The sequence below is a fragment of the Xanthomarina sp. F2636L genome (assembly GCF_026410195.1).
In the GTDB taxonomy this organism is placed as follows: Bacteria; Bacteroidota; Bacteroidia; order Flavobacteriales; family Flavobacteriaceae; genus Xanthomarina.
In genome coordinates this window covers 75,124-95,868 of record NZ_JAPMLM010000065.1, presented here as the reverse complement: position 1 = coordinate 95,868, position 20,745 = coordinate 75,124, and the positions used below count along the sequence as shown (strand labels likewise).

Below are 20,745 nucleotides of genomic sequence, written 5' to 3'. Positions count from 1 at the left end.
GCACAAATATCTCCTCCTCCTTCTGTTATTAATCCGTAAACATCAAAACCGGTAGTGACACCTGGAACAACGATTCCTAAATCTAAGGTCTCTGGATTATAAACCAAACTATGAATGGTATAATCTCCTGCTTCGCTAACTTCAAAATTAGGCGATGCTCCTGCATTCATGATAACTAATCCTGAACCTTGAGTTAAAACAAAAACCGTTTGGTAACCTTCCGGCACATTAGCATCGCCATTTGCTGTTGCTGATACTGTTGCAAGGCCGTCAACTAAAGTCACTGAATCCATATCTGCAGACAATGTTCCTGCATGTGGATTTTCTACTGAAACTGGTGCTCCTGCAACGTCTAAAGACGCACAAATATCTCCTCCTCCTTCTGTTATTAATCCGTAAACATCAAAACCGGTAGTTACGCCTGGTACAACTATTCCTAAATCTAAAGTCTCTGGATTGTATACCAAACTATGGATGGTATAATCTCCTCCTTCTGTTACTTCAAAACTTGGTATTGCTCCTGCATTTACTATTACCAATCCGGAACCTTCTGTTAACACATAAACTGTTTCATATCCTTCTGGAACATTAGAATCGTTATTTGCTGTTGCAGAGATTGTAGCTGCTCCATTTATTAAACAGGCAGTATCTGCATCCGCCATAAGTGTTCCTGCATCAGCTTCACAGCTGGTCACCATAATTGGTGCTCCTGCAACATCTAAAGACGCACAAATATCTCCTCCTCCTTCTGTTATTAATCCGTATACATCAAAACCGGTGGTGACACCAAATTCAACAATTCCTACATCTAATGTATTCGGGTTATAGATTAATGTATGAATAATGTAGTTTCCAGGTTCTGTAACTGGAAAGGATGGAATATCATCACCATCCATGATAATTAAATCATTTCCTTTAGTTAATACATATCCAGAAATGTACCCATCAGGTATAAAAGCATCCCCATTAGGATTTCCTGAAATAGTAGCCATTCCGTTTATTAGTTCAACAGAACTTTCAGTTGCTGTAATAGAACCTGCAAAAGCGAGACATTCTTCATTTAATGTAAATGAAATGATTTCTTTATCACATCGTCTTCCAAAGCCAAAATCATACTTGTAAAGAGAAGCACTGATTTTAAAATTACCAGCTCCCAAATTCCAAGCTTGATTTCCTGTTGGAAACGTATAAGGCAAGACATTTTCAGTAATATAAACACGTTCTCCTGTGTCTAAGTTCTGAACATAATATTTGACACTTTGTGAGTAACCCTCTACATTTAAATCAATATAGAAGTTTTGAGGTAAATCGGTAATATTATAATTACCGCCATTTTCAAGCATTACAGAGTTCTGTCCATTAGAAAACATAAAGCCCTCTATATGTCCACAATTAACATCTGCAAACGACTGAAAAGATAAGATCATTGCCAACAAAAGTAAAATGGTAGATTTGGGAAATCGGATAATAGTTTCTTTTTTCATTTTATTTTGTCTATGATTAATATTAACAAACTTAGACAAAATATTTTAATTTGTCTAATTTATTTTAAAAAAAGTTGTACAAAATTTGTTTTTAATAAAAATTACAATCTTAGCAAATAAAAAATCGATAAGTTTTAATGTACCTTTACATTACTAATTATACTTAAAAAATGAAACCACAAGACATTGAAAATATTGAATTACAATATCTCACTTTAGATGATTATCAAGAATTAAAAGGCGCTATGCAACAGGCGTATAGTTCTATGCCAGATTTATTTTGGAGAGAAAATCAAATTAAAACACTTATTGATAAATTTCCTGAAGGACAGGTAGTTATAAAAATCAACAACCAAATTGCTGGATGTGCACTATCTATTATTGTGGATTATGATAGTATTGATGACATTCATACCTATGAAGATATTACCGGAAATTATACCTTTAACACCCATGATGCAGATAAAGGTGATGCATTATATGGGATTGATGTTTTTATAAAACCTGAGTTTCGTGGCCTGCGTTTAGGAAGACGTTTATACGATTATAGAAAAGAAGTTTGTGAAAAATTAAACTTGAGAGGCATTGCCTTTGGTGGAAGAATTCCAAACTTTCACAAATATTCTAAAGAGATGACTCCAAAAGAATATATTGACAAAGTAAGACGGAAGGAAATTCACGATCCTGTTTTAAACTTTCAAATTTCAAACGATTTTCACCCTGTTCGTATTTTAAAAGGCTATTTAGAAGGAGATAATGCTTCGGGGGAATATGCAGTTCTATTGGAATGGGACAATATATATTATGAAAAACCATCAAAAAAAGCAGCTACAAAAAAGAAGATTGTTCGTTTAGGTCTTATACAATGGCAAATGCGTTTATATAAAGATTTGGAGGAGTTGATGCAACAGGCTGAATACTTTATTGATGCTGTTTCTGGATATCGTTCAGATTTCGCCTTATTTCCAGAGTTTTTTAATGCCCCTTTAATGGCCGAAAACAATCATTTATCAGAATCTGAAGCTATTAGGGAATTAGCTAAACACACAGAATCTATTGTTCAAAAGTTTTCTGAATTTGCCATCGCGTACAATATTAACATTATTACTGGAAGTATGCCAGAAGTTAAAAACGACTTGCTCTATAACGCCGGTTATCTATGTAAACGTGATGGCTCCGTAGAACGCTATGAAAAACTTCATGTAACTCCAGACGAAGCTAAAGTATGGGGCTTACAAGGTGGCACACAATTAAAAGCCTTCGATACTGATTGTGGTAAAATTGGTATTTTAATTTGTTACGATTCTGAATTTCCAGAATTAAGCCGACTTTTAGCCGATGAAGGTATGGATATTTTATTCATTCCGTTTTTAACCGATACCCAAAACGGTTACTCCAGAGTTAGACATTGTGCACAAGCAAGAGCTATTGAAAACGAATGTTATGTAGCTATTGCAGGTAGTGTTGGAAATTTACCAAAGGTGCATAATATGGATATCCAATTTGCGCAGTCTATGGTTTTTACTCCTTGCGATTTTTCGTTTCCAGCTAATGGAATTAAAGCTGAAGCCACTACCAATACAGAAATGATTTTAATTGCAGATGTGGATATAGATTTACTTAGAGAACTAAACCAGCACGGAAGCGTTAACAACCTAAGAGATAGACGAACAGATCTTTTTGAGCTACGCAAAAAATAATTTTAAAACTTGTAAAAGCTATTAAAAAATAATCTAATTTTGTTTAAAATATATATCGCGATTTCGCAATAAATGAATAAATATATTGTTGTCAATCAACCTGAAAAATGGCATTTTTCGATTGAGAATATTACTGTAATTTCTTCGCAAGAATATCTTACAAACCCAGAGTTTTCCCTATTAAAAAACGCGCGTATTTTTAACCTTTGCAAAGACTATTCTTATCAATCAAAAGGATATTATGTGTCGCTTTTAGCTGAAGCTAGAGGCCATTTAGCCATTCCAACTGTAAAGAATATTGTGGATTTAAAAGCTTTAAAACTAGTTCGCATTGTTTCAGATGAGTTTGATGATGTCATCCAACAGAGCTTAAAAAACATCAAATCTCAAGAGTTTACTTTGAGTATTTATTTTGGACAAAATGTGGCTCATAAATACAAGGAATTAAGCGCACTGTTTTACAGACATTTTCAAGTGCCTTTTTTAAGAGTCAAATTCAACCATACAACCAAATGGAATGTACAGAACATTCGAGCTATTTCTGAGTCTGAAATCCCAATAGAACACATGGAGAGTGTGCATGAATTTGCCAATCAGTACTTTTCAAAAAAACGTTATGATACACCTAAATTGACCAAATCGGATTTTGATCTAGCTATTTTAGTAAACCCCAACGACCCTGCTCCTCCAAGTAACCCAAAGGCTCTAAAAAAGTTTGTGGACATGGCTGAAAAAATGAATATTTATGCTGAAATAATTGAGCCGAAAGACTTGTCTCGTCTGTCTTCGTTTGATGCCTTATTTATTCGTCAGAGTACTGAAGTCAACAACGAAGCGTACGCTTTCGCAAGAAAAGCACAACAAGATGGTATTGCCATTATAGATTATCCAGATGCCATTTTAAAATGCTGCAATAAGGTTTATATGGCCGAAGCTCTTAATAATGCCAATATTGCAACCCCAAGGACGGTTATCGTTCATAAAAACAATAAAAATGATGTTCTAGAGCAAATTGGTTTACCGTGTGTTTTAAAAGCACCAGATTCCACTTTTTCTTTTGGTGTAAAAAAAGCCAAAACCAAAGAAGAATACCAAAGTTTAGTTTCTGATATGTTAAAAGAATCTGATTTAATTATTGCACAGGAATTTTGTCCTTCAGATTACGATTGGCGTATTGGAATTATAGACGACAAACCATTCTTTGCCTGTAAGTATTATATGGCAAAAGGTCATTGGCAAATATATAATTGGAACGCCAAGAAAAAAGACGATCAAGACGGAAATGCAGATTGCTTAGCTATAGAAGAAGTGCCAAAACCAATACTAGATATGGCCTTAAAATCTGCTAAATTAATGGGAAAAGGACTTTATGGTATAGACATAAAAGTAGTGAACAACAAACCCATGGTAATTGAGATTAACGATAACCCAAATATTGACTTTGGTGTAGAAGATGCCTATTATGGAGATCTTATCTATACCGAAATTCTAACAGCTCTAAAAAACAGACTGACGTAACATGAGTAAAAAATATCATTTATTTGAAGTTTATGGCATTGAGTTGGAATATATGCTGGTTTTTAAGAAAAACTTTAAAGCAGCTCCAATCGTTGACAAATTATTAAGTAAAAAGGCTGGAAAACAAAGTTCTGATGTTGAAAATGGAGACATTGCTTGGAGCAACGAATTGGTGGCTCATGTAGTAGAATTAAAAACCAATGGACCAACTAACAATCTAGATCAATTATCGGAACAGTTTCATAAAAACATTATTGAAATAAATTCACTTTTAAACCCTTTAGAATCGTATTTATTACCAACTGCAGCGCATCCTTTATTAAATCCGTTAAAAGACACCGAACTCTGGAAACACAGTTATAGTGATGTTTACGAGTTATATAATCGTATTTTTGATTGTCGTGGACATGGTTGGAGCAACGTACAAAGCACACATATCAATCTGCCGTTTTTTGACGATAAAGAGTTTGAAAAACTCCATGCTGCCATTAGAATTATACTACCATTAATTCCAGGATTATGTGCAAGCTCTCCCATACTAGACGGAAAAGACACAGGTTTTAAAGATGCTCGTTTGGAGTATTATAAAACCAACCAGAAAGAAATTCCAGAGCTTACTGGCTTAGTCATTCCAGAACGTGTGTTTAGTAAGGTTGATTATTATGCAACCATTTTTGAGCCTATAAAAAAAGCCATCAAACCTCATGACACCAAGAAAATCTTAGATCATCATTTTTTAAATTCTAGAGGAGCTATTGCGCGTTTCGATAGAAATGCTATTGAAATAAGGTTGGTGGACATCCAAGAATGTCCAAAAGCAGATATAGCCATTTGCGTGCTTATTATTGAAGTCTTAAAACTCTTAGTTTATAAAAAACTAGCGACACTTCCTGAACAAAAAAAATGGCCAAAAGAGGAGCTTTACGAGGTTTTTAATCCGATTATTAAAGACGCTGAAAGTTATACCATTTCTAACTTAGCATATTTAAATTTGTTTCAGATTGCAGAACCAATCTCTGTTAAAAACCTTTGGAAACATCTTTATGCTTTGGCTAAAGAAAACATTCATAAGTCGCATCATGAAACTCTTGAAACAGTTTTAAACGAAGGCACTTTGTCTACAAGAATTTTAAAAGCCGTTGCAGAAGATTATTCTGAAGCTAACATCAAAAAAGTCTATACAAATTTAGCCGAATGCTTGCAGGAAAACAAGCTATTCTTGCCATGAAACTTGTTCTAACCTGTGAACATGGTGGAAATAAAATCCCTAAAAAGTATGTTTCGTTTTTTAAAAATCAACAAGCCATTTTAGAAACTCACAGAGGTTTGGATTTGGGAGCTTTAGACATTTTTGAATCTCTAAAATCACTTTCAGATTTTTCTCAATTCAGCAAAACAAGTCGCTTATTAATAGAACTTAACAGGTCGTTACATCATAAAAACTTGTTTTCAGAATTTTCCAAAGAAATTTCAATAGAAGAAAAAGAAAAACTTATTCATACCTATTATTCTACTTATAGAAATAAAGTTGAAAATAAAATCGAAGAATATATTAATATTGGAGAAACAGTTTTGCATATCTCTATTCATTCCTTTACTCCATTTTTAAAAGGTGAAATTAGGAATTGTGATGTTGGTTTGCTTTTTGATCCCAAGAGACCTCTTGAAAAACATTTCAGTAAAAGCTTTAGAGCACATATTTTAAAGATAAATCCAAATTATAACATTCGATATAATTACCCATATCTTGGAAAGGCTGATGGTTTTACCACTTATTTAAGAAAGCAATTCCTTGAAAATTATATTGGAATCGAATTAGAGATTAATCAGAGGTTTTCAGAAAATAATCTGATGGACTCCCATTTAAAACAAGATATCTTTACAGTTTTGGAATCTTATTCTACTGGAAAACTGAAATAAGTTTTTGGAAAAGGTTCATTCCTTAAAGTAAAATGCCACCATTCTTTTGGGTAATTTCTAAATCCATGTTTGGCCATTATACGTTGTAAAAGTTGTCTGTTAGCTTTTTGTTCTTCGTTCAGGTTTTGATATGCAACCCAGGAAGGTTCTCCAAAAAAATCGTACGGACTACCCATATCTAAAGGGTCGTGAGTGTCAGCATCTATAATAGTTAAATCTACCGTACTTCCTCTGCTATGCCCAGATTTTGAAGCAATATATCCTTCTTTAAACAAGTGCCTTTTTTTAACATCTGGATAAAAGTGCTGTTTCATTAAAGTGTCATCCAACTTTCTAGCCCATTTTATAAAATGGTTTACGGCTTCTTGTGGTCTGTATGCGTCATAAACCTTCAAACATAAATTATGAAGCAATAATTCCTCCTGAACCTTTTTTAAAGCTTCAGCCGTCGGCTTAGTAACTATTAATTTATTAGCATGATAACCGGCAATAGTATCTCCAACAAAATTATTTGTAGAATAATAACGCAGTTCAATATTTAAATCTGGAATAAGAGTTTGCGCATAGACAAAACCTTCTGGCAAGCTTTTTTTAACCTGCTTAAAAGACACAAGAATTAAAAAAAGGAAAACTAATATGGAAATTTTTATTTTCATAGACTTTGGCTAATTTAGAGAAAAAAAATATAGGATGGATTTGTTTTCTTCAGAAAAAACCAGTTTTAAGTTGCCTCAGGCAGAACTTATTTATATACCACAGTTTTACAACCAAAGTCAAGCAGACAAATTATTTAAAATCTTGTTGGAACAGGTATTATGGCAACAAGACAATATTACCATTTTTGGAAAAACACATAAACAACCTAGATTAACAGCTTTATACAGTGAAGATAATAAGTCTTACTCCTACTCTGGTATTACCATGAATCCTAATCCTTTTAGCAGTTTAATTTTAAGTATAAAACAGGAAATTGAACTATTTACAAAACACAAATTCAATTCGGTGCTTATAAATTTATATAGAGATGGCAGTGATAGTAACGGTTGGCATGCAGATAACGAAAAAGAATTAGGATTAAACCCAACCATTGCTTCGGTAAGTTTTGGAGCTAAACGCACATTTAAATTCAGACATAGAACTTTAAAACACGAAAAACATCAACTAAAATTAGAACATGGTAGCTTATTAATAATGACTGACGAAATGCAACATTATTGGCTACATCAAATTCCAAAAACAAAAAAAGACATTGGAAAACGAATTAATTTAACCTTTCGGTTTATTGCATAAAAAAAACCGAGGTCCCTCAACCTCGGTTTAGTTTTATTTGCATCTTTATTATGTAGTTAGATTTAGGGTCTCCAGTATCAACAACATAATGCAAATATTAATTAATTAATCCATTGAACTAAAAAGTAATATTCTAGTACATTCCAAATGTAAAACTATATTTTAAAAACAACGTTTAAAAGCTATTATTTTCGATGAAATGCATATAATTTTAACATTTATAGGTGAAATAACATATAAATCCGACTAAATACATCTTTTTTCTTACTTATTTCAGTAAAGAATTATATGTTTATTAGATAATTTAGTGCTAATTTCACGTTATAAGACTTTGATGATTTAATAATTTTTTTTAATACACAAACACCTATGAAACTAAAGTGTCTTTTAATCTTATTCCTTTTTAGTTCCCCTATAATTATCTCACAAGAAAACAATTTCATACAAGAAGAGGTCTCAGTCAATCAGTTTATTGATGGAACCTTATTAATTCCTTCATCTAATAAAAATGCTTCCTTAGCTATTATAATTGGTGATTCTGGTCCAACAGATAGAAATGGGAATCAGAATTTTCAAAAAAATAATATCTTAAAAAAATTAGCAGAAGAACTATCCAATAATGGAATTGCAACTTTTAGGTACGATAAACGCATAGTAAAACAAATTAGAAAAGGGAGTGTTAGCAAAACCATTAGTTTTGAGGACTTTATTAATGATGCCATTTCAACAGTAAGCTATTTTACCGAGAAAAACACATTTAAAAACATCTATATAATAGGTCATGGACAAGGTAGTTTGGTTGGAATTTTGGCATCAAAAGAAAATATATCTGGCTATATTTCTATTGCAGGCTCTGCAAAACCTATAGATGAAGTAATATTAGATCAAGTAGAACAAACTGTTCCAGGACTAACTGATGAATCTCAAGCTGCTTTTAAAAAGTTGAAAGAGGGAAAAACAACTACCAACTACCCTTCTGCTCTAGAATCTATTTTTAGTATCGAAAACCAACCATTTATGAGTAGTTGGATGCAATACCATCCTCAGGAACAAATTGCGGACCTAACCATTCCTACATTAATAATAAATGGAACTAAAGATTTACAAGTTCCTATAGAAGAAGCTCATTTATTAAAAGATGCTTCAAAAGAAGGTAGTTTAGAAATTATAGAAAACATGAATCATGTAATGTTTTCTATTCTTGGAGACGATTTAGAAAATTCCAAATCCTATAATGAATCTTTTAGAACTCTAAGTCCAGAGTTAATTCCAGCAATTTTGGAATTCATTAAATAATAAATACTCTTAGTTGATAAAAAAAAGAAAAGCACCCTAAATAGGATGCTTTTCTTAACTAACCAACCAAAAATATGAAATACTACCTTTTTTAAAAGTAACCACACTCTTTAAAAAGTTTTTTGTGTAGTATCAATTTACAATAGATAGTTCAATCTCCGTGCCAAACTCGATTTTGTGGTTAAAATATTTATACATATCTTTATGATATCATTTTAATATCATAATAAATTAAGCAAACTAAATTTAATCACATGAAAGAAGAAAAAATTATCGTCCCAGCAAACGGCTATGTCATGCTCGTTGTATTTTTAATATTATTTTTTGGAGGTATTGCAGCCGTAACCTCAACTAAAAATCCATGGTTTGTATTATCAATAATAACAGGATTATTCATTGCCTTTGGTTTTATTATGGTACAACCAAATAATTCAAGAGTCTTATTATTGTTTGGAAAATATGTTGGCAGTATAAAAAAGAATGGTTTGTATTGGGCAAATCCGTTGTATACAAAAAAGAAAATATCTCTTCGTGCCAGTAATTTTGACAGTGAGCGTTTAAAAGTAAACGATAAGCTTGGGAATCCAGTTATGATTAGTACTATACTAGTTTGGCGAGTTCAAAACACCTACAAAGCAGCTTTTGACGTAGATAATTACGAAAATTTTGTACGCGTACAAACAGATGCTGCCGTTAGAAAATTGGCTAGTATGTATCCATACGATAATTTTGCAGACGAAGGTCTTGCTGAGGATATTACGCTTCGTTCTAGTGTTAATGAAGTGAGTGAAGCCTTAGAAAAAGAAATAGACGAACGTTTATCTATTGCTGGAATTGAAGTTCTAGAAGCCAGAATTGGGTATCTAGCTTATGCTCAGGAAATTGCTAATGCCATGCTTAAACGTCAGCAAGCCACTGCCATTGTTGCAGCCAGACATAAAATTGTGGAAGGCGCTGTAAGTATGGTAGAAATGGCTCTTAGCGAGTTAAGTAAAAAACAAATTATAGATCTTGACGACGAACGAAAAGCAGCTATGGTTAGTAATCTAATGGTTATTTTATGTGGAGATAAAGACGCCTCTCCCATTGTTAACGCTGGAACCTTAAATCATTAAACACCTTACAAATGAAAGAATACAAAGTTATTTCATGGAAAATGGGATTAAGCAAAAACGACGAACGTTTAGAAGATACACTTAATCAACACGCTATGTCTGGTTGGAAAGTGATTCATATAGCAGAAAACTCTGCACGAATAGTTTTTGAAAGAGATAAAAACAGATAATTAATTTTTAAATTATGAAACAAATCTTATTATACCTAGCTCTATTTTATGGTATGCTGGTAGTAGCACAAGAAAACATTATTTCAGAAGAAATTCTAATAATGAATGACAGTGTTAAACTTCCAGGTACACTATCTTATAATAAAAATTTAAAGAGTCAACCTCTGGCAATTTTTATTCATGGTTCTGGTAATGTAGATAGAAATGGAAATCAAGCCGGAGTAAATATAAATGCAAATTATATTAAGCAATTGTCTGATAGTCTAAACGGCAAAGGAATTGCTTTGTACAGGTACGATAAACGAACCTCTACTGAAGAAAACATGAAGTTTGTAATGACAGATTTAAATTTTGATCGCTTTGTGGATGACGCTAATCTTGCAATTAATAAGTTTAAAGACGATAATCGTTTTAATAGTATTACCTTAATTGGTCATAGTCAAGGATCTTTAGTGGCTATGCTGGCTGCGCAAGAAAACGTAGACAAATATGTATCCTTAGCTGGAATTAGTGAAAATATGGGAGATTTCATTATTAATAGCTACAAACTATATAGTGATGAAATGGGTAATATGGCTAAACAACAAATAGACGAGCTAAAAGAAACTAGAACTATAGAGACAATAAATCCAGCTCTAGCACATTTGTTTAGCAAACCTAATCAGCCGTTTTTTATTACTTGGATGGCTTACAACCCTTCAGAAGAAATTAAAAAATTAGATATTCCTGTTCTCATTATTAATGGCACTAAAGATCTTCAGGTAAAATTTGATGAAGCTAACAAACTTCATGAAGCTAAACCAGATTCAGAATTAGTTTTTATTGACAATATGAACCATGTGTTAAAAGACATAGAAAAAGATGAAGATAACATGAAATCGTACTATTCTCCAGATTACCCATTATCTATTGATTTAATAAATACACTTGAAGTTTTTATAAAAAAATAATATGTCGAAAAAGAAAGCCTTTGCATTAAGAATTAATGAAGAAATGCTCAAAGCCATTGAAAAATGGGCTTCAGATGAGTTTAGGAGCACCAATGGACAAATTGAATGGATCTTGATGCAACAACTTAAAGAACATAATAGAGAACCTAAAAAATCAGATAAAAAGCAACTTTAAAAAGGTTGCTTTTTTTATACCCAATTATTTTTATACTTTGCAGTTCAAATTATAATATATGCAACAGCCACCAATTTTTACAGATGACACTATAGTATTTGGACTCCTAATGTTAACGTTAGGTTTTATTTTTTATACAGAATCTATAAAAACAGGATTTTGGCCAAAATTTTATAAAATTGTTCCAGGTCTATTTATGGCATATATGCTTCCAGCTGTTTTAACTACATCAGGCCTAATTGCTCCAGAATGGGAAACAACATCCGAAACTGGCGAAGTTGTTAAACAGAGTACTAGTTTATACTATGTTGCAAGTCGTTATTTATTACCTGCTGCTTTAGTATTAATGACTTTGAGTATCGACTTAAAAGCCGTTTTTAATTTAGGATGGAAAGCTTTAGTTATGTTTTTAACTGGAACTCTTGGAATAGTAATAGGTGGACCCATTGCTATTTTATTGATTTCTATGGTGTCTCCAGAAACTGTTGGAGGTGCTGGACCAGATGCTGTTTGGAGAGGCCTTTCAACCCTTGCAGGAAGTTGGATTGGTGGAGGAGCAAACCAAACTGCCATGTTAGAGATTTATGGATACAACCAGTCTGAATATGGTAAAATGGTTTTTGTAGATATTGTAGTTGCCAACATCTGGATGGCTATCATATTAATTGGAATAGGCCGATCGAAAGCAATTGATAAATGGTTAGGTGCAGACAATTCAGCTATTGAATCTCTAAAAGAAAAAGTAACTTCTTTTGCAAAAAGCGTAAAGCGTAATCCATCTTTAGCGGATATTATGATAATTGTAGCTATTGCCTTTGGAACCGTAAGTTTCGCACATATTGGAGCAAACAACTTAGCTCCTACATTTAAAGGTATCGTTAAAAATATAGAATCTCCAATGTTAAGAAACACGTTTACTTTTCTAGATTCTCAGTTCTTTTGGATGATTAGTATTGCAACCCTTATCGCTGTCCTATTATCCTTTACGAAAGCTAAGAATTATGAAGGAGCTGGAGCTAGTAAATATGGTTCAGTTTTTATATATATTCTGGTTGCTTCTATTGGAATGAAAATAGACCTTATGTCTATTTTTGATAATCCTGGATTAATAGCTGTTGGTTTAATTTGGATGAGTATTCATGCCATATTATTAATTATTATAGCTAAAATTATTAAAGCACCATATTTCTTTTTAGCTGTTGGAAGTCAAGCAAACGTTGGAGGCGCAGCCTCTGCTCCTATTGTAGCCTCAGCATTTCATTCATCCTTAGCTACGGTTGGTGTACTTCTAGCTGTTTTTGGATATGCCATTGGTACTATTGCTGCAATTGGTTGCACTATTTTAATGAGAATAGCGGCAGGAGGTTAGTATTTGAAAAATAATTATATGATATTTGCGCTCCAAAATTCTAAAAAATCTCATGAAAAATATATTTGTATTACTAGCCCTTCTTTTTATTGTTTCTTGTGAAAAAGACCCTGATTTAATTGTAAAAGGTCAAGTAAAAGGATTAAAAAAGGGAACCGTCTATCTTGAAAAAGAAAAAGATTCTGTTATAATAATTGCAGATTCGATTGCTTTAAATGGTCCTTCAGAATTTGAATTAAAAAGTGACTTAGAATCTCCTGAAGCTTTTTATCTACGATTAGATAAAAACAACAGTAAAGAAACTAATAACAGAATTATATTTTTTGCTGACAAAGGCATTACTGAGATTAATACTACATTAAAAAACTTTGTTTCTGATGCAATAATTACCGGCTCTGAACAACAAAAGCTTTATGAAGATTACTTAAAAGTAATTGATAGATATGATAGTAAAAGATTGGATTTAATAAAAGAGAGTTTTGATGCTAAAATAGAAAATGACTCTATAAAAATCCTTTCAAACAATAAAGCCATGGTAGATTTGGTTAAAAGCAGATACTTATATACTGTTAATTTTGCAGTTAACAACAAAGACAGCGAGGTTGCTCCTTATTTAGCACTAACAGAAATATACGATGCCCAAACAAAATGGCTGGATACCATAAACAATTCATTAACACCTAAAGTTAAAGGATCCAAGTATGGAAAAGCCTTGGATGGGTATCTCACACTTCGAAAATCGTATTAAAACCTGATTATTTAAACGGAATTAACTTTAATTTAATTCCGTTTTTTTATACGCAACCCTCTCGTAATTCGTTACTTTGTAAAGCGAGATTAACAATACATGATTTTAAAAAACCAACTTTTTAGAAAATGGACAAAACGTCTAGCTTATAGTTTTATAATTATCGCTATTCTTTTGTTAGGCCTTTATGGAAGTATCTATTATGGCTTGTGGGGAGAAGTACCTTCAGCAAAGAAATTAGCAAACCTCAAGCAAAGTCAAGCCACCCAAGTTTTAGATTCTCATGAAGAACTTATAGGAAAATTTTATATTTACGACAGACAATCCATAGCTTACAAAGATTTCCCACAACATTTAATTGACGCCTTAATAGCTACTGAAGATACCCGGTTTTACGAACATAACGGCATAGATAATACCAGTTTGTTAAGGGTTTTTTTTAAAACCATTTTATTATCTGACGCTTCATCAGGAGGAGGAAGCACTATCACTTTACAACTTGCAAAAAATCTATATGGAAGAAAAGATTATGGCTTTTTAAGCATTGTTGTTAACAAGCTAAAAGAGAGCATTGTTGCAAGACGCATTGAAGATATTTACTCAAAAAAAGAAATCCTTACTTTATATTTAAATACGGTTCCATTTCCAGACAACACCTATGGTATTGAAAGTGCTTCTCAAAAGTTTTTTAATACAAAAACAAGGCTTCTAAATCTTTCGCAAGCTGCAACACTAATTGGATCTTTAAAAGCCAATACAGGTTATAATCCAAGACTCTATCCAAAAAGGTCGCAAGAACGAAGAGATTTGGTTATAAGTTTATTGAAAAACCAAGGCGTTATTTCGGAAAAAACAGCAAGAGACGCTACAGAAAAAGACATGGAATTAGATTATCAATATTATGCTCCAAATCAAGGCTTGGCTCCATATTTTAGAGCCCAAGTAAAAAAACAATTAGACTCTATTCTTCAACAAAAAAAGTATAAAAATCCTGATGGAGAAGCTTATAGCTTATTTCATGATGGCCTTAAAGTTTACACAACTTTAGATAACACCATACAACGCTATGCCGAAGAAGCTATGCAAGAACACATGTCAAGTTTGCAACGTCAATTTGAAAAAGGGTATGGACAACAAGCTCCTTGGTTAAAAAACAAACCTATTTTTTTGGCTGCTAAAAAGCGCTTAAAAACTTATAGAGATTTAAAAAATCAAGGTTTAACAGATCAAGCTATTGAAGATTCCTTGAAAAAAACCAAGGAAACTAAATTATTCTCCTGGGATGAACCTACCATTGAACACATCTCAACCCTTGATAGCCTTGAGTACTACTCCAAATTTCTTAATGCTGGTTTCCTGTCGATAGAACCAACAAGTGGAGCAATAAAAGCCTATGTTGGAGGTATCGATTATAGATATTTCCAATACGACCACGTGTCTCAGAGCAAACGTCAGGTAGGTTCTACTTTTAAACCTATTGTTTATACTGCAGCCTTAGAAAACGGCATGAAGCCTTGCTCCTATTTTTCCATTAAAGAAGTAACTTACACAGATGTGGATAACTGGACACCAAAAAATGCTTCAAAAGTTGAAGACGAAGAATTAAATTATTCTTTAGAATATGCTTTGAGCCGATCTGTAAATACCATTTCAGTAAAAATTTTACAAGATACAGGAGTGGACAAAGTTATAGCGCAAGCCAAGGCTATGGGAATTGAAAGTGATATTGAAAAAGTCCCATCTATTGCTTTGGGAACATCTAACTTAACTTTGATTGAACTGGCAACTGCTTACACATCTTATGTAAACAAAAGCATCCCTTCAAAACCAATATTTATTACGAGAATTGAAGATAAAAATGGAAATGTTATTGCTACTTACGACGATTTAAATCCTAAAAGTTCAAAGGTAGAAAAAGCTTATAGTGATAATTCCAGACAAATTATATTAGAGTTTTTAAAGGAAACCGTTAATAACGGAACAGCCAACAGGTTACGTTCTACCTATAATTTAAAAAATGAAATTGCAGGTAAGACAGGAACAACACAAGATAATAAGGATGGCTGGTTTGTAGGGATTATACCAAATCTAGTAACAGTAACCTGGGTTGGAAACGATAATCAGCAAATTGGGTTTAGTAATACTAGAATTGGACAGGGAGCTAATTCTGCATTACCAATGTTTGCAAAATTTTTACAAAAATTGAATAACGATTCTACGTATAAAAACATCACGGATGCTTCTTTTGAAACGCCATCAGATCAAGTAAAAAAATCTATAAACTGTGATTATACTAAGGAAGACAGTTTCTTCAATCAATTATTTGGAAAAGACAAAACCAAAGAAAGGTTTAAAAAGAAGAAAAAGAAAGGTTTCTTTTCATGGTTAAAAAAAGACAAGGACTCTGTTTAAGTTATTGTTAAATTATAATCCCTATAAGATTTCAAAATTGAACTAAAACAAAAAAGTCCAGTATTTCTACTGAACTTTATTTTTAGAGCCGATGGAGGGACTCGAACCCACGACCTGCTGATTACAAATCAGCTGCTCTAGCCAGCTGAGCTACATCGGCAAAACAAGATGCAAATATAATCGTGAAAATATAATTTGCAACTATTTTTTTATTTTTTTATCCTAGTTTATTAATTTTTTCAATTAAAGCTCTTCCTTTGTTTTCTAATTCTTTATTAATAGCTTTAAAGTGTGCTTTTTTATCTTCAACAGATTTATCGTTAACCTTAACAATTAGCTCATCGAAAGTAAGAATAGCTTCGTCAATTATCGCTTCACTCTTTTTTGTGTCTTTATCTGTGTTTGAATATTCCCAAACGTATACTGCTTCAATAATGTCTCCTAACACATAATTGATGTCTTTTTTTAAATCTCTCTTATTTGCCATTTTAATTATAATTTATTTTGATGCAAAATTAAACATAAACTTCTAATAGTGTAGCATTTTTAGAAGTAATTTCAAACGCTTGTATATTTGCCGGAATCAAAATGGTTTCACCTTTTTTAATGGGTTCTTTATAAGCTCCTGTTGAAATTATTGCCTCGCCTTCTACACACATATAAACAATAAATGAGTCGTATGTGTTTTCAAGGTTTATTGTTTTATTTATTTTTAAAAAATTAGTAGTAAAATAAGGGCAGCTAATCATCTTATTTAATTTGTTCTCTGTCTTATTATATGCAATTCTAAAATTATCAGGCATGTTAAAATCGAAAGCTTCTAAAGCCAAATCGTTATGCAGTTCTCGAAAATTTCCTTTATCATCAACACGATCCCAATCGTAAACACGATAAGTTACATCACTAGTTTGCTGAATTTCTGCTAATAACACTCCTGCTCCAATAGCATGAATACGTCCTACTTCTATAAAATAAGTATCTCCTGTTTTTACTTTATCGAAATTTAAAATCTCGGTTAGCGTTTTTTTGTGTAGATGCTCTAAGTATAATTCTGAAGACATTTCTTGATTAAACCCAACAATTAGATTTGAATCTGGATCTGCTTGCATAACATACCACATTTCTGTTTTCCCAAAAGAATTATGACGTTTGGCAGCTATTTCATCATTAGGATGTAATTGAATAGATAAATCTTGCTTCGCATCTATAAATTTAATAAGCAACGGAAACTTGTTCCCAAACTGTTTATAATTCTTTTTACCTATTAATTCTTCTTTATAGGTGCTTAAAAGATGTTTTAAAGATTGGTTTTCCAATTGGCCATTGGCAACTATAGACGTATCATCTTCTACATCACTAATCTCCCAACTTTCACCAATATTGGGTAAATTGCTATCTTTATTGAGAAGTTGCTTAAGTTTTTTTCCTCCCCAAATTTTTTCTTTTAAAATGGGATGGAATTTTATAGGGTATAAATTGGCTTTCATATGATTCTAAAAAACCTACTAAGTTATTAAAACTGTTCAGGTTTACTATACTATTCTCCTGAATAGCTTACATAATTACGTGGAGTTTCGTACAGTGTAACTTCTAGTTTTAAATTTGATTTAAGTCGTGGTTTCAGTTTATTATAAATTACAACCACAATATTTTCGGCAGTAGGATTCAAGTCTTTAAAAGCTTCTACGTCTTCATTTAAGTTTTTATGGTCGAAAGCTTCTTCAACTTCTTCCCTAATAAGATCTTTTAAAATCTTCATATCGATAACGTAACCTGTTTCCTTATCAATTTCGCCCGTAACACTTACAATAATTTCATAATTATGTCCATGATAATTAGCGTTGTTACATTTGCCAAAAATAGCATTATTTTTTTCATCGCTCCACTCTTTCCTGTACAGTCTATGTGCAGCATTAAAATGCCCTTTTCTACTAACGGTTACCTTCATCTTTTAGTAATATTTATATGTTCGTAGAATTTATCGAATATTATTTTAAACCATTCTGTGTATATTTCTGGATGAATTTGGATATCTTCCTCAATAGCCTCTAACGACATCCATTTCCAATCTAAAACTTCATCTGGATTAATAATTGGAGCATCATTATATTTTCCTAACAAAATATGATCGAACTCGTGTTCGGTTAATCCGTTATCAAAAGGTGCTTTATAAATAAAAGAAATAGATTCTTCCAAAGCTGTTTTAAAGCCCATTTCTTCCTGTAACCTACGTTTCCCTGCTGCAATATTAGACTCTCCATCTCTTTGATGACTACAGCAAGTGTTAGCCCACAATTTTGGTGAATGATATTTATGCGCTGCTCGTTGTTGCAACATTAATTGATTATCGTCGTTAAAAACAAAAACAGAAAATGCACGATGTAATAAAGCCTTTTCATGTGCCTCCAATTTTGGCATTAAACCAATTTGCTCATCGTTTTCGTTTACTAAAATTACTTGTTCTTCAATCATAGTGTAAAAATACCAATCAAAACATTAAAAATACGTCAAACTTTTCATAAAATTAAAAAGCTGGTAAAACAATCATTTATTTTGTGCTTAATAATAGTATCTTTGCAACCCATTTGCAAGAATAATATGAGTTTTATTAAAGAAATTAACAGACGAAGAACCTTTGGTATTATATCGCATCCTGATGCCGGAAAAACAACACTAACTGAAAAATTATTACTCTTTGGTGGAGCCATCCAGGAAGCTGGAGCTGTAAAAAGCAATAAAATAAAAAAAGGAGCTACTAGTGACTTTATGGAAATTGAACGTCAGCGTGGAATTTCGGTTGCAACGTCTGTACTTGCTTTTGAATATGATGGCATTAAAATTAATATTCTTGACACTCCTGGACATAAGGATTTTGCTGAAGATACTTTTAGAACTTTAACGGCAGTAGATAGTGTTATTGTTGTTATAGACGTAGCAAAAGGTGTTGAGGAACAAACTGAAAAACTAGTGGAGGTTTGTAGAATGCGTAATATTCCCATGATTGTTTTTATTAATAAAATGGACCGTGAAGGAAAAGATGCTTTCGATTTGTTAGATGAAGTTGAACAGAAATTAGGACTACATGTAGTTCCATTAAGCTTTCCTATTGGAATGGGTTACGACTTTAAAGGCATTTATAATTTATGGGAAAAAAATGTCAACCTCTTTAGTGGAGATAGCAGAAAAGATATTGAAGAAACTATAGAAATTTCTGATTTACAGTCTCCCGAATTAAACAAACTTGTTGGTGATAAAGCTGCAAAAACTTTACGTGAAGAAATTGATTTAGTTGAAGGAATTTATCCAACATTCGATAAACAAGAATATTTAGAAGGTAAACAACAACCTGTCTTTTTTGGTTCGGCATTAAATAATTTTGGTGTCAGAGAATTATTAGACTGTTTTGTGGAAATTGCTCCCAAACCAAGACCTAAACAAAGTGAAGAAAGATTGGTAAAACCTGAAGAAAAGAATTTTACAGGGTTTGTTTTTAAAATTCATGCCAACATGGATCCCAATCATAGAAATCGCTTAGCATTTGTTAAAATTGTTTCTGGAGAATTTAAGCGTAATGTATCTTATTTACATGTAAGAAAAAATAAAAAAGTTAAGTTTTCAAGTCCTAATGCTTTTTTTGCTGAAAAGAAAGAGATTGTTGATATCTCATTCCCAGGAGATATTGTTGGACTTCAAGATACTGGAACTTTTAAAATTGGAGATACACTAACTGAAGGTGAAATTTTAAATTATAAAGGTGTTCCCAGCTTTTCTCCTGAGCATTTTAGATATATTAATAATGCTGATCCTTTAAAATCGAAACAATTATTTAAAGGTATCGATCAATTAATGGACGAGGGTGTTGCTCAATTATTTACTTTAGAGTTAAATGGAAGAAAAGTTATTGGTACTGTTGGTGCTCTACAATACGAAGTGATTCAATACAGACTTGAGCATGAATATGGAGCAAAATGTACTTATGAAAATCTAAATGTTCATAAAGCTTGTTGGATTGAAGCTAAAGACCCTAAGAGTGATGAATATAAAGAGTTTTTAAGAGTCAAACAACGATTTATAGCCAAAGACAAACAAAATCAACTGGTGTTTTTAGCAGATTCTCCGTTTTCTTTACAAATGACGCAACAGAAATATCCTAATATTAAATTCCACTTTACCTCAGAGTTTAGCTAAAATCCGTATGTATTTCATCGAATAAATTCATTTTATATTGTTTTTAATCGAATTTTTAATACATTTAATCGTGATATTAAGTTTTCATATTCTTAAATTTTCACATATAAATTAGAATCATAACCCCAAAAAATGATCTACTTATGGAAACAAACAACCCAAATGTTTTCAGTAATAATGATATTACTGTAACCTACAATCCAAAAGTTTGCATTCATGCCGAGCGTTGTGCAAAAGAACTTTCAAACGTCTTTAGGGATTCTGTAATTCCTTGGATAGACCTTGATGGTGCTTCTACTAAAAAAATTATCAATCAGATAAAAAAATGCCCTTCTGGAGCATTAGATTATTGTTTGAATAAAAAAGAAGCCTGTTAAAGTTTCATATTTATATATTATATATTCTTCATG

The 20,745-nt window shown here is 32.2% G+C and carries 21 protein-coding genes and 1 tRNA gene; 15 read left to right on the top strand and 7 right to left on the bottom strand.

The window, feature by feature from the left end:
- Nucleotides 1-1,484, bottom strand: a 1,484-nt coding sequence (locus OS191_RS07170; protein WP_267155033.1) for a hypothetical protein, incomplete at its 3' end; no start/stop codon positions are given.
- A gap of 170 nt (nt 1,485-1,654) precedes the next feature.
- Here OS191_RS07170 and OS191_RS07165 point away from each other — a divergent pair.
- The 4 genes from OS191_RS07165 to OS191_RS07150 all read left to right on the top strand — a co-directional run bounded on the left by OS191_RS07165 (nt 1,655) and on the right by OS191_RS07150 (nt 6,622).
- Nucleotides 1,655-3,184 (top strand): bifunctional GNAT family N-acetyltransferase/carbon-nitrogen hydrolase family protein, encoded by a 1,530-nt coding sequence (locus OS191_RS07165; RefSeq protein ID WP_267155032.1) that lies wholly within the window; start codon nt 1,655-1,657, stop codon nt 3,182-3,184.
- A 72-nt stretch (nt 3,185-3,256) separates the two neighbouring features.
- Nucleotides 3,257-4,702, top strand: a complete 1,446-nt coding sequence (locus OS191_RS07160) for a RimK family ATP-grasp domain-containing protein (RefSeq protein ID WP_267155031.1) — start codon at nt 3,257-3,259, stop codon at nt 4,700-4,702.
- A 1-nt stretch (nt 4,703) separates the two neighbouring features.
- On the top strand, nt 4,704-5,930 hold the full coding sequence (locus OS191_RS07155) for a glutamate-cysteine ligase family protein (RefSeq protein ID WP_267155030.1): 1,227 nt from the start codon (nt 4,704-4,706) through the stop codon (nt 5,928-5,930).
- A complete protein-coding gene (locus OS191_RS07150; protein ID WP_323370080.1) occupies nt 5,897-6,622 on the top strand; it encodes an N-formylglutamate amidohydrolase in 726 nt (241 codons plus the stop codon). The genes OS191_RS07155 and OS191_RS07150 overlap by 34 nt, the downstream gene beginning before the upstream one ends.
- Here the strand turns inward: OS191_RS07150 and OS191_RS07145 are convergent.
- Nucleotides 6,598-7,278, bottom strand: a complete 681-nt coding sequence (locus tag OS191_RS07145; RefSeq protein WP_267155029.1) for a M15 family metallopeptidase — start codon at nt 7,276-7,278, stop codon at nt 6,598-6,600. The two genes, OS191_RS07150 and OS191_RS07145, sit on opposite strands and share 25 nt — an antisense overlap.
- A gap of 34 nt (nt 7,279-7,312) precedes the next feature.
- On the opposite strand from OS191_RS07145, the gene OS191_RS07140 reads away from it, so the two are divergent.
- From OS191_RS07140 to OS191_RS07100, 9 genes are all read left to right on the top strand, one after another.
- Nucleotides 7,313-7,912: an alpha-ketoglutarate-dependent dioxygenase AlkB family protein gene (locus OS191_RS07140; protein WP_267155028.1), complete on the top strand. Its 600-nt coding sequence runs from the start codon at nt 7,313-7,315 to the stop codon at nt 7,910-7,912.
- 369 nt (nt 7,913-8,281) lie between these two features.
- Nucleotides 8,282-9,208 (top strand): alpha/beta hydrolase, encoded by a 927-nt coding sequence (locus OS191_RS07135; RefSeq protein WP_267155027.1) that lies wholly within the window; start codon nt 8,282-8,284, stop codon nt 9,206-9,208.
- Between the two features lie 254 nt (nt 9,209-9,462).
- Nucleotides 9,463-10,323: an SPFH domain-containing protein gene (locus OS191_RS07130; RefSeq protein ID WP_267155026.1), complete on the top strand. Its 861-nt coding sequence runs from the start codon at nt 9,463-9,465 to the stop codon at nt 10,321-10,323.
- Nucleotides 10,324-10,334: 11 nt separating this feature from the next.
- A complete protein-coding gene (locus OS191_RS07125) occupies nt 10,335-10,493 on the top strand; it encodes a DUF4177 domain-containing protein (RefSeq protein WP_267148052.1) in 159 nt (52 codons plus the stop codon).
- Nucleotides 10,494-10,507: 14 nt separating this feature from the next.
- Nucleotides 10,508-11,443 carry an alpha/beta hydrolase family protein gene (locus tag OS191_RS07120; RefSeq protein ID WP_267155025.1) on the top strand — a complete coding sequence of 312 codons (936 nt, stop codon included), beginning with the start codon at nt 10,508-10,510 and terminating at the stop codon, nt 11,441-11,443.
- A gap of 1 nt (nt 11,444) precedes the next feature.
- Entirely contained in the window at nt 11,445-11,618 is a 174-nt protein-coding gene (locus tag OS191_RS07115; protein WP_267155024.1) for a type II toxin-antitoxin system antitoxin, read from the top strand.
- Between the two features lie 58 nt (nt 11,619-11,676).
- Complete coding sequence (locus OS191_RS07110) at nt 11,677-12,987, top strand: DUF819 family protein (protein ID WP_267155023.1); 1,311 nt, start codon at nt 11,677-11,679, stop codon at nt 12,985-12,987.
- Between the two features lie 52 nt (nt 12,988-13,039).
- Nucleotides 13,040-13,735: a DUF4369 domain-containing protein gene (locus tag OS191_RS07105; RefSeq protein WP_267155022.1), complete on the top strand. Its 696-nt coding sequence runs from the start codon at nt 13,040-13,042 to the stop codon at nt 13,733-13,735.
- Between the two features lie 99 nt (nt 13,736-13,834).
- The gene (locus tag OS191_RS07100) at nt 13,835-16,147 is read left to right on the top strand and encodes a transglycosylase domain-containing protein (protein WP_267155021.1); all 2,313 of its coding nucleotides are present in this window, start codon (nt 13,835-13,837) and stop codon (nt 16,145-16,147) included.
- An 86-nt stretch (nt 16,148-16,233) separates the two neighbouring features.
- Here OS191_RS07100 and OS191_RS07095 read toward each other — a convergent pair.
- The 5 genes from OS191_RS07095 to idi form a co-directional block, all read right to left on the bottom strand.
- Nucleotides 16,234-16,307, bottom strand: a tRNA-Thr gene (locus tag OS191_RS07095).
- 57 nt (nt 16,308-16,364) lie between these two features.
- The gene (locus OS191_RS07090; RefSeq protein WP_267155020.1) at nt 16,365-16,634 is read right to left on the bottom strand and encodes a hypothetical protein; all 270 of its coding nucleotides are present in this window, start codon (nt 16,632-16,634) and stop codon (nt 16,365-16,367) included.
- Nucleotides 16,635-16,662: 28 nt separating this feature from the next.
- On the bottom strand, nt 16,663-17,634 hold the full coding sequence (locus OS191_RS07085) for a type I phosphomannose isomerase catalytic subunit (protein ID WP_267155019.1): 972 nt from the start codon (nt 17,632-17,634) through the stop codon (nt 16,663-16,665).
- Between the two features lie 50 nt (nt 17,635-17,684).
- Complete coding sequence (locus tag OS191_RS07080; RefSeq protein WP_267155018.1) at nt 17,685-18,095, bottom strand: 6-pyruvoyl trahydropterin synthase family protein; 411 nt, start codon at nt 18,093-18,095, stop codon at nt 17,685-17,687.
- Nucleotides 18,092-18,619, bottom strand: a complete 528-nt coding sequence (idi, locus tag OS191_RS07075) for an isopentenyl-diphosphate Delta-isomerase (RefSeq protein WP_267155017.1) — start codon at nt 18,617-18,619, stop codon at nt 18,092-18,094. Before idi ends, OS191_RS07080 begins: the two co-directional genes overlap by 4 nt.
- A 126-nt stretch (nt 18,620-18,745) precedes the next feature.
- Between idi and OS191_RS07070 the strand changes: the two genes are divergently transcribed.
- Nucleotides 18,746-20,335, top strand: coding sequence for a peptide chain release factor 3 (locus OS191_RS07070; protein ID WP_267155016.1), 1,590 nt, complete (start codon nt 18,746-18,748; stop codon nt 20,333-20,335).
- Nucleotides 20,336-20,478: 143 nt separating this feature from the next.
- The gene (locus tag OS191_RS07065; protein ID WP_267155015.1) at nt 20,479-20,712 is read left to right on the top strand and encodes a (4Fe-4S)-binding protein; all 234 of its coding nucleotides are present in this window, start codon (nt 20,479-20,481) and stop codon (nt 20,710-20,712) included.
- Nucleotides 20,713-20,745 lie beyond the last annotated feature (33 nt).